At 65.8% G+C, this 9119-nt stretch carries 8 protein-coding genes; 4 read left to right on the forward strand and 4 right to left on the reverse strand.

What is annotated here, in order from left to right:
• The first annotated feature begins 69 nt into the window (after positions 1 to 69).
• Positions 70 to 2517, forward strand: a complete 2448-nt coding sequence (locus tag AC07VU_RS23955) for a TonB-dependent siderophore receptor (RefSeq protein ID WP_457274451.1) — start codon at positions 70 to 72, stop codon at positions 2515 to 2517.
• Between the two features lie 468 nt (positions 2518 to 2985).
• On the opposite strand, the gene AC07VU_RS23960 is transcribed toward AC07VU_RS23955, so the two are convergent.
• The gene (locus tag AC07VU_RS23960) at positions 2986 to 4146 is read right to left on the reverse strand and encodes an MFS transporter (protein WP_053261926.1); all 1161 of its coding nucleotides are present in this window, start codon (positions 4144 to 4146) and stop codon (positions 2986 to 2988) included.
• The gene (locus AC07VU_RS23965) at positions 4143 to 4505 is read right to left on the reverse strand and encodes a hypothetical protein (RefSeq protein WP_495030599.1); all 363 of its coding nucleotides are present in this window, start codon (positions 4503 to 4505) and stop codon (positions 4143 to 4145) included. The genes AC07VU_RS23960 and AC07VU_RS23965 overlap by 4 nt, the downstream gene beginning before the upstream one ends.
• A 154-nt stretch (positions 4506 to 4659) precedes the next feature.
• Here AC07VU_RS23965 and AC07VU_RS23970 point away from each other — a divergent pair, with 154 nt between their 5' ends.
• The gene (locus tag AC07VU_RS23970) at positions 4660 to 5130 is read left to right on the forward strand and encodes an Lrp/AsnC family transcriptional regulator (RefSeq protein WP_495030600.1); all 471 of its coding nucleotides are present in this window, start codon (positions 4660 to 4662) and stop codon (positions 5128 to 5130) included.
• A 192-nt stretch (positions 5131 to 5322) separates the two neighbouring features.
• Here the strand turns inward: AC07VU_RS23970 and AC07VU_RS23975 are convergent, their stop codons facing one another.
• Positions 5323 to 5745: a DoxX family protein gene (locus AC07VU_RS23975; protein WP_007932743.1), complete on the reverse strand. Its 423-nt coding sequence runs from the start codon at positions 5743 to 5745 to the stop codon at positions 5323 to 5325.
• Between the two features lie 147 nt (positions 5746 to 5892).
• Here AC07VU_RS23975 and AC07VU_RS23980 point away from each other — a divergent pair, with 147 nt between their 5' ends.
• Positions 5893 to 6798: a LysR family transcriptional regulator gene (locus AC07VU_RS23980; RefSeq protein ID WP_102690484.1), complete on the forward strand. Its 906-nt coding sequence runs from the start codon at positions 5893 to 5895 to the stop codon at positions 6796 to 6798.
• Here the strand turns inward: AC07VU_RS23980 and AC07VU_RS23985 are convergent.
• On the reverse strand, positions 6786 to 7709 hold the full coding sequence (locus tag AC07VU_RS23985) for a LysR family transcriptional regulator (protein ID WP_495030601.1): 924 nt from the start codon (positions 7707 to 7709) through the stop codon (positions 6786 to 6788). The genes AC07VU_RS23980 and AC07VU_RS23985 overlap by 13 nt on opposite strands.
• A 98-nt stretch (positions 7710 to 7807) precedes the next feature.
• Between AC07VU_RS23985 and AC07VU_RS23990 the strand changes: the two genes are divergently transcribed.
• On the forward strand, positions 7808 to 8800 hold the full coding sequence (locus AC07VU_RS23990) for a cyclase family protein (protein WP_277589239.1): 993 nt from the start codon (positions 7808 to 7810) through the stop codon (positions 8798 to 8800).
• Positions 8801 to 9119: the final 319 nt, after the last annotated feature.

Raw genomic sequence — 9119 nt, forward strand, 5'->3', positions numbered from 1 at the left:
TTCTTGTCCAACTGCAACTGGTTTGCATTAACAGACGCATCTTCTTGCGATCAACAGGACTGCTCGAACTTGAAACGCCTCGACCTGAATAACAACAATCCTTGCTCGCCCTCCACCCGCTGGCTGCCGCTGGCCCTGGCCCTGGCGGTCAGTGCCGCGCTGCCCCAGGCCCATGCCGAGCAGGCGCCGAGCGCTATCCACATCCAGGCCCAGCCGTTGGGCCAGGCCCTGAGCCAGCTGGGGCTGCAAACCTCGCTGCAGGTGTTTTTCAGCCCTGAGCTGGTGGCCGGCAAGCAGGCCCCGGCGGTGGACGGCAAGCTGTCGCCGGAGCAGGCGCTGCGCCAGTTGCTGCAAGGCAGCGGCCTGCAATACCAGATCGACGGCGGCTCGGTGACCCTCAGCCCGGCGCCGTCGGCGGCGGGTGGCGGCCCTCTGGAACTGGGCGCCACCAGCATCAGCGTGGTGGGTGACTGGCTGGGCGACGCTAACGCGGCGGCGGTGCAGAACCACCCGGGCGCGCGTACGGTGATCCGCCGTGAAGCCATGGTCGAGCAGGGCGCGATGAACGTCGGTGACGTGCTGCGTCGGGTCCCGGGCGTGCAGGTGCAGGACGCCAACGGCACCGGCGGCAGCGATATTTCCCTCAACGTCGGCGTGCGTGGCCTGACGTCGCGCCTGTCGCCGCGCTCCACGGTGCTGATCGACGGCGTACCGGCAGCCTTCGCGCCTTATGGCCAGCCACAGCTGTCGATGGCGCCGATCTCCTCGGGCAACCTCGACAGCATCGACGTGGTGCGTGGCGCCGGTTCCGTACGTTATGGGCCGCAGAACGTCGGCGGGGTGATCAACTTCGTGACCCGGGCCATCCCGGAAAAAGCCACCGGGGAAATCGGCAGCACCCTGGAAACCTCTCAGCGCGGCGGCTGGAAGCACATCGACACGGCCTTTCTCGGCGGCACCGCGGACAACGGTATCGGCGCCGCGCTGCTGTACTCCGGGGTCAACGGCAACGGTTATCGCGCCAGCAACAATGGCAACGACATCGACGACGTGATCCTCAAGACCCATTGGGCGCCCACCGACCAGGACGATTTCAGCCTCAACTTCCACTACTACGACGCCAAGGCCGACATGCCCGGCGGCCTGACGCAGAAGCAGTACGACGCCGACCCCTACCAGTCGGACCGCGACTGGGACAACTTCAGCGGCCGCCGCAAGGATGTGTCGTTCAAGTACCTGCGCCAGATCGACGATCGCACCCAGTTCGAAGTGCTGACCTACTACTCCGACAGCTTCCGTGGCAGCACCATCGCCGCCCGCGACCAGAAGACCCTGGTGTCCTATCCGCGCACCTACTACACCTTCGGCATCGAGCCGCGGGTGTCCCATGTGTTCGACCTCGGCCCGACCACCCAGGAAGCCAGCGTCGGCATGCGCTACCTGAAAGAAGGCATGCATGAAGAGGCCAGCCGCCTGGCCCTGGTCAACAACCAGCCAGTGGTGCGCCCGGGCTCCGACGGCCATGTGTACCAGGACCGCACCGGCGGCACCGAGGCCACGGCCTTCTACATCGACGACAAGATCGACGTCGGCAACTGGACCATCACCCCGGGGATCCGCTTCGAGAACATCCGCACTGAATGGCACGACCGCCCGGTAGCCGGCACCAATGGCGTGCCGGTGCAGGAGAAGCGCCGCGAGATCAACAGTAACGAGCCGCTGCCGGCGCTGAGCGTGATGTATCACCTCTCCGATGCGTGGAAGCTGTTCGCCAACTACGAGACGTCGTTTGGCAGCCTGCAGTACTTCCAGCTGGGCCAGGGTGGGGTGGGCGACCAGACCGCCAACGGCCTGAACCCGGAGAAGGCCAAGACCTACGAGATCGGTACGCGCTACAACGATGAGGTGTGGGGCGGTGAGCTGACGGCGTTCTACATCGACTTCTCGGACGAGCTGCAATACATCAGCAACGATGTCGGCTGGACCAACCTCGGCGCCACCAAGCACCAGGGGATCGAGGCGTCGGTGCACTACGACCTGGCCGCGCTGGACCCGCGCCTCGACGGCCTGACCGCCAATGCCGGTTTCACCTACACCCGCGCGACCTATGAAGGCGGCAGCTCGGCGTTCAAGGATCGTGACCTGCCGTTTTACTCGCGCCAGGTGGCGACGCTCGGCCTGCGTTACGACATCAACCGCTGGACCTACAACATCGATGCCTTCGCCCAGTCCAAGCAGCGCTCGCCGGGCAGCATGGTCAACGCCGATGGCAGCTTCAACGACAACTACATCACCGAAGGCAGCGCCGACGGCCAGTACGGCGATATGCCGGGCTACGTCACCTGGAACGTGCGTGGCGGTTATGACTTCGGTTCGCAGCTGTCGAACCTCAAGCTCGGCGCCGGGGTGAAGAACCTCTTCGACAAGCAGTACTTCACCCGCTCCAGCGACAACAACTCCGGCATCTACGTCGGCGCGCCACGGACCTTCTTCGTCCAGGCCAGCGTCGGCTTCTGACCGACCGCGTCGCGCCCATCGCGGGCAAGCAGAAGCGAGGCTTACCCGCGATTTTTATGCCCGGCGCAAACCCCTGTAGCCGCTGCCGCAGGCTGCGATCGAGCGGCACGCTCGTGGGGATCTTGCGGGCGCTGGAGACCCTGTGGGTCTATCGCAGCCTCGCGGGCTCGGCAGCGGCTACAGGGATGGGGGACATCCTCGATATTCTGGTCAGGCCCGATGTTTGTGTAGCCGCTGCCGCAGGCTGCGATCGAGCGGCACGCTCGTGGGGATCTTGCGGGCGCTGGAGACCCTGCGGGTCTATCGCAGCCTCGCGGGCTCGGCAGCGGCTACAGGGAGCGGTGACGCCCTCGATATTCCGGTCAGCCCCGATGTTTGTGTAGCCGCTGCCGCAGGCTGCGATAAGGCCCGCAGGGCCTTCCTGCAATCTTGAAGACGCAATGGACGCTCGATTGCCCGCGAAAGGGCTCAAACCTTCAACACTTTCCCGCTGGCCGCCACGCCGATCAGCATCACCGCGATCAGGCCGAAGGCGATGCTCAGGCTGCTGCCGTGGGCGATAAAGCCGATCAGCGCCGGGCCGGCGAGGATGCCGGCGTAACCCAGGGTGGTGATGGCCGGCACGGCGATGGCTTCGGGCATGACGGTCTGTTTGCCCACCGCGGTGTACAGCACCGGCACGATGTTCGAGCAGCCGACGCCCACCAGCGCGTAACCCACCAGCGCCGCTTCCCAGGCCGGTGCCAGGGTCGCCAGCAGCAGGCCCGCGGCGGCCACCGAGCCGCCCATGACGATCACCCGCGTGGCCCCCAGCTTGTGCACGATGGCATCGCCGGTCAGGCGGCCGACGGTCATGGTCAGGGCGAAGGCCGCGTAACCCAGGCCGGCATAGGCGGCATCCACCTGGCGCTCGGCGCTGAGGAACACCGCGCTCCAGTCCAGCACCGCGCCTTCGGCGAGGAACACCACGAAGCACAGGCAGCCAATGAACAGCACCACGCCGTGGGGCACGGCAAAGGCCGGGCCCGAACTCTGGCTGCCGTACGGCAACATGTGCGGCGCCGCCTTGAGCAGGGCGACGACCAGCAAGGCCACCACCACCAGGGTCGCGCCCAGCGGTGACAGGCCCAGGCCGAGCATGGCGCTGACCCCGGCCGCGCCGACGATGCCGCCGAGGCTGAACAGGCCATGGAAGCCCGACATCATCGGCCGGCCGCTGGCCCGTTCGACGATCACCGCCTGCAGGTTCACCGTGGAATCCACCGTGCCCAGCCCGGCGCCGAACATGAACAGCCCGGCGATCAGCAGCGGCACCGTGCTCACCGTGGCCAGCAGCGGCAGGGCCAGGCAGATCAGCAGGCTGCCGGCGGCCATCACCCGCCGGCAACCGAAGCGCCCGGCCAGCACCCCGGCGATCGGCATCGCCAGGATCGAACCCACGCCCAGGCACAGCAGTAACAGGCCCAGGGTGCCTTCATCGAGCCCGGCCCGGGCCTTGGCGTAGGGCACCAGCGGCGCCCAGGCGGCGATGCCGAAACCGGCGATGAAAAAGGCGATGCGCGTGGCCATCTGTTCCAGGCGGCCGGGGCTGATCTGTTGCTCTGAGGTGTGGGTGTTGAGGGCTGTCATAAAAATCCTTGGCGGTCAGCTCCAGGCGCCTGTCGGGCAATCGGCGGTTGCCGCTGGAGGACCGGGCCGGCCGTTTCACCGACCCGTTGTTGATACACCGCCGGTGACATGGCGCCTTCGGTGTGGATAAGCAGGACGCGCGAGTGGGCGTCGAGGTGCGCGACTTTGCGCCGCGCGCCATCCTTGCACATCAGGCTCAGTCCCGCGAGGCCCGCGGCAGCGGATTCGCCGGCCAGCAGGGGAATGTCCCGGGCGCTGCCGGTGGCCAGCTGGCACATGGCGCCGGCGGTGAGCGCGTCGGGGAGTGTGACCAGGCAATCGTTCGAAGGTTGCAGGAAGCGCCAGGCCGGGCGAGCCATCGACGAGTCCAGCGCGCCACTGGCCAGGCCCCGGCTCGCAGCCCTGGAAATAATATTGCGTGGCTGGCGAATTTGTTTCGCATAATCGCCAGCCTTTGCACAATTTCATTCCATTGATTGCCCACCACTGATTGCCCGCCCATGGATTGCCCGCATGACCACCAGCCTGGATGCCTACGACCTGAAACTGCTCGCCGAACTGCAACGCGATGCGCGCACCCCGCAAAGCGAGCTGGGGTTGCGGGTGAACCTGTCCACCGCGGCGGTCAACCGGCGCCTCAAGCGCCTGAGCGATGAAGGGGTGATCGAACGCTACAGCGCGGTCATCGCTCCCGAGGCCCTGGGCTATGAGCTGAGCATCATTGTCGAGGTGGAGGTGGAGAGCGAACGCATCGATCAGCTCGATGCGCTCAAGCGCAGCTTCCAGGCCTGCCCGCAGGTGCAGCAGTGCTACTACGTGGCGGGCGAGTGCGATTTTGTGCTGATCTTCGCCGTGCGCAATATGGCCCAGTACAACGAACTGACTCGTGAGATGTTCTTCGAGAACAACAACGTCAAGCGCTTCAAGACCCTGGTGGCCATGAGCCGGGTCAAGGTCGGGCTGGATGTGCCGACCACCCCTTGAAACACCTTAATTCCCTGTAGGAGCGAGCTTGCTCGCGATCAGCCGCCAGGCTGAAAGACATGGCGGTGCATGCGGGATTTTTATCGCGAGCAAGCTCGCTTGTATGTCTTAAGGTGGGCAAGGGGGTTCTTGTCACGAAACAAAACGACAACGCGGCGCCCTTGGGCGCCGCGTTGTCGTGGGAGAGGCCGATCAACCCTGGCGACGGGCATCCAGGCTGAAGCGACCGGCGCCGAAGGCCACCACTTGCAGCAGGCCGCCGGCCATGGCGATGTTCTTGAAGAAGTGGATGAACTGGTTCTGGTCGCCCAGGTTGTTGTGGAAGGCCAGGGCGGTGGCCACGCTGAACACGGCCAGGCCCAGGGCGACCAGGCGGGTGCGGTAGCCGGCGATCAGCAGCAGGCCGCCACCCAGTTCCACGGCGATGGCGATGCCCAGGGCCAGTTGCGGGAAGGGCAGGCCGACCGACTGGATGTAGCCGACCATGGCGGCCGGCGCGGCGATTTTCGAGAAACCGGACAGGATGAAAATGGCGCTGAGCAGGACGCGCCCGATCAGGCTGATGCTGGCGTTGCTGTTCGAGGTAGTGGACAGGCTGTTGGTCAGTGTGGACATGCTGGATTCTCTCAGTGGGTTCGGCCTCACCACCTTGGTGCGCCGCGATGGAGAGAAGTTTGCCACTGGCGTTATGAACGTAATAGCCGAATAATTTCGAGTGTCAGATTCGATTTTTTAGAACGTAGCCTTTGCGAGAACAGCCCCATGTCCAGCAACCCCGGTACGCCCACCCTCGATCAATTGCGCATCTTCCTCACCATCGTCGAGGTCGGCAGCTTTGCCGGCGCGGCGCGCAAGCTGCATCGCGCCACCTCGGTGATCAGCTATTCCATGGCCAACCTGGAGCTGCAACTGGGGGTCAGCCTGTTCGACCGCAAGACCACCCGCAAACCCCAGCTCACCGAGGCCGGGCGCACGGTGCTGGCCGAGGCGCGGAGCATCTATAACGGCATCGACGGCCTGCGGGCCAAGGTCAAGGGGCTGCTGCAAGGCCTGGAAGCAGAGGTTCACCTGGTGATCGACGTGATGTTCCCGGCGGCGCGCATCGTCGATGCGCTGAAAAACTTCCGCCGCGAGTTCCCCACGGTGCAGCTGCACTTGCACATGGAGGCCCTGGGCGCAGTGGCCGAGATGGTGCTGGCGGGACGCGCCGCGGTGGGTGTCAGCGGCATGGTGCACCGCGATCTGGGCGGTATCGAGCGGGTGCAGGTGGGGTTTGTCCAGCTGATTCCGGTGGCGGCTCCGGAGCATCCGCTGGCGCAAGCATCGGTCAACCTGCCGGGGGCTGGTCGCGAACATGTGCAGCTGGTGCTGTCGGACCGTTCCGAGCTGACGCGCAACCAGGATTTCGGCGTGGTCGGCACCCACAGCTGGCGCCTGGCGGACCTGGGCTCCAAGCATATGCTGCTCAGGGAAGGCATCGGCTGGGGCAACATGCCGGCGCCGATGGTCGAGGAGGACCTGGCCAGCGGGCGCCTGGTGCAACTCGATCTGCCGGGCAGCCAGGGCCTGCCTTATGGCTTCGACGCCATCTACCGCCTCGACACGCCACCGGGGCCGGCGGCGTCCTGGCTGATCGATTGGCTGGTGGCCCAGGCTCAGTCCGCCTGAGGCCTTGCCTGATCGGCTTCCTGGAGTGGGCCGAGGGCCTGGGCCAGGAAGTCGACGAAGAAGCGGATCTTCTGCGACACATGGCGATTGCTGGCATACACCGTGTAGATCGTCCGGCGCGGCATGGAGTGACAGGGCAGGACCCGCTGCAACTGGCCGCTGTCGAGCAGCGGCTGGGCGATGAACGAGGGCAGGGCGCCAATGCCCAGCCCGGCCTGGAGCATGTCGCTGAGCATCAGGCTGTTGTCCACGGCAAAACGCACCGGCAGTTCCAGGCGGCTGCTGCCTTGCGGGCCTTCCAGCTGCCAGTGGCCGGGGTGTTCGGCCAGGCGATAGGCCAGGCAGCTGTGCTCGCGCAGCTCATCGACCGTCTGTGGGCTGCCCTTGGCCTGCAGGTAGGCCGGGGCGGCGCAGATCACCTGTTCGATTTCCCCCAGGCGCCGGGCGATCAGCGACGAGTCGCTCAACTGTCGGCGTATCCGCAGCGACACGTCGAAACCTTCGCTCACCACATCCAGCAGGCGGTCGTCGAGGGTCAGGTCGATGCGAAATTGCGGGTAGCGCCGCATGAAGTCGGCGAGGATCGGCGACAGCACCTTGAGGCCGAACGACAGCGGCGCGTTGACCCGCAAGCGGCCGCCGGGCTCGCGGGTGCCGGCGCGGGTCGCGCATTCCAGGGCCGTCAGTTCGTCGAGCAGGTGGCAGCATTCGCTGAAGTAGGCCTGGCCGGCGTCCGACAGGCTCATGCGGCGCGTGGTACGCAGCAGCAACAGGCTGCCCAGGTGTTCCTCCAGCTGGCGCACCTGCTTGCTGACCGCGGCGGTGGATTGCCCCAGGTCGTTGGCCGCGAGGCTGAAGCTGGCGCGCTCCACCACTCGGCGAAAGGTGCGCATGGCTGCCAGCACATCCATATTGTTTCTCCTGGGTTGAATATGTCTTAACGAAATGCCTGATTATCGCCGAATTGTTAATCCATACCATGGGTACTTCATTTCACAGGAGTGTCGTCATGGCTGTTTCCCGTTTGTTGCCTGTCATCCCCGGCCTGGCCGCCTTGTCGCTGTTCAGTGCGCTGTGCGGCGCCGCGCCCCAGGCCGAAGTCGGCGTCAGCCCCTGGGGGCCGAAGGATGAGATCGGCCGCCTGAACCTGATCACCGAGCAGTCGCGGGCGGCGATCATGGCCCGGGTCAGCGGCAGCCAGGCCTACGACCTGGCGGTCGAGTATTTCGTCGGCATGCCCAGCTGGCAGGCGGCGGGCGATCCGCCGTACCAGATGTGGATGACCCACACCCCCCACGGCAATGTGATCGCCGACCCGATGCAGGTCGGCGAGCCGATGAACCGGCATGTCAGCTACACCGGCTCGGCGGTGTCGATGTATGCCCACATGGGCACCCATATCGATGCGCTCAATCACTTCGGCCTCGACGGCAAGATCTGGAACGGCTTTCGCGCCGACCAGCACCTGGGCGACCGTGGCTGGAACGTCACCGGTGCGGAAAAACTGCCGCCGATCGTTGCCCGCGGGGTGCTGATCGACGTCGCTGCGGCCAAGGGCGTGGACATGCTGGCGGACAATTACCGGGTGACCCGCGCCGACCTGCAACAGGCGCTGAAGGCGCAACAGGTCAGCCTGGAAAAGGGCGACGTGGTGCTGATCCGCACCGGGCGCATGCGCGACTACGAAAAGGCCCAGGCCTATATGGCCAACCCGCCGGGCATGAGCCTGGACGCGGCGAAGTTCCTGGTGGAGGAGGGCGGCGCGATGGTGGTGGGCGCCGACAACCTCAGTTTCGAGACCTTCCCGTCGGAGGTGGAAGGCAATTACTTGCCGTTGCATACCTACCTGCTGGCGATGCAGGGCGCGCCGATCCTGGAGCTGGTCAACCTCGAAGGCCTGTCGCGGGACCGGGTGTACCAGTTCGCCTTTATCGGTGCGTCATTGAAGTTGCGCGGTGCCGATGCCGCGCCGATTCGGCCGATTGCCTTGCCGATTCGCTAAACACCTGCCGTCCGGTCAGCCCGATGCTTGTGTAGCCGCTGCCGCAGGCTGCGATCGAGCGGCATGCTCGCGGGGATCTTGCGGGCGCTGGAGACCCTGCGGGTCTATCGCAGCCTCGCGGGCTCGGCAGCGGCTACAGGGAGCGGTGACGCCTTCGATATTCCGGTCAGGCCCGATGTTTATGTAGCCGCTGCCGCAGGCTGCGATCGAGCGGTACGCTCGCGGGGATCTTGCGGGCGCTAGAGACCCTGCGGGTCTATCGCAGCCTCGCGGGCTCGGCAGCGGCTACAGGGAGCGGTGACGCCCTCGATATTCCGGT

It is taken from the genome of Pseudomonas sp. GW821-FHT02B10 (genome assembly GCF_059421865.1).

Bases quoted from the DNA above. Each gene is read 5' to 3' on its own strand.
- AC07VU_RS23960 (WP_053261926.1), bottom strand. From the start codon at position 4,146: ATGACAGCCCTCAACACCCACACCTCAGAGCAACAGATCAGCCCCGGC.
- AC07VU_RS23965 (WP_495030599.1), bottom strand. From the start codon at position 4,505: ATGGCTCGCCCGGCCTGGCGCTTCCTGCAACCTTCGAACGATTGCCTG.
- AC07VU_RS23970 (WP_495030600.1), top strand. From the start codon at position 4,660: ATGACCACCAGCCTGGATGCCTACGACCTGAAACTGCTCGCCGAACTG.
- AC07VU_RS23975 (WP_007932743.1), bottom strand. From the start codon at position 5,745: ATGTCCACACTGACCAACAGCCTGTCCACTACCTCGAACAGCAACGCC.
- AC07VU_RS23980 (WP_102690484.1), top strand. From the start codon at position 5,893: ATGTCCAGCAACCCCGGTACGCCCACCCTCGATCAATTGCGCATCTTC.
- AC07VU_RS23985 (WP_495030601.1), bottom strand. From the start codon at position 7,709: ATGGATGTGCTGGCAGCCATGCGCACCTTTCGCCGAGTGGTGGAGCGC.
- AC07VU_RS23990 (WP_277589239.1), top strand. From the start codon at position 7,808: ATGGCTGTTTCCCGTTTGTTGCCTGTCATCCCCGGCCTGGCCGCCTTG.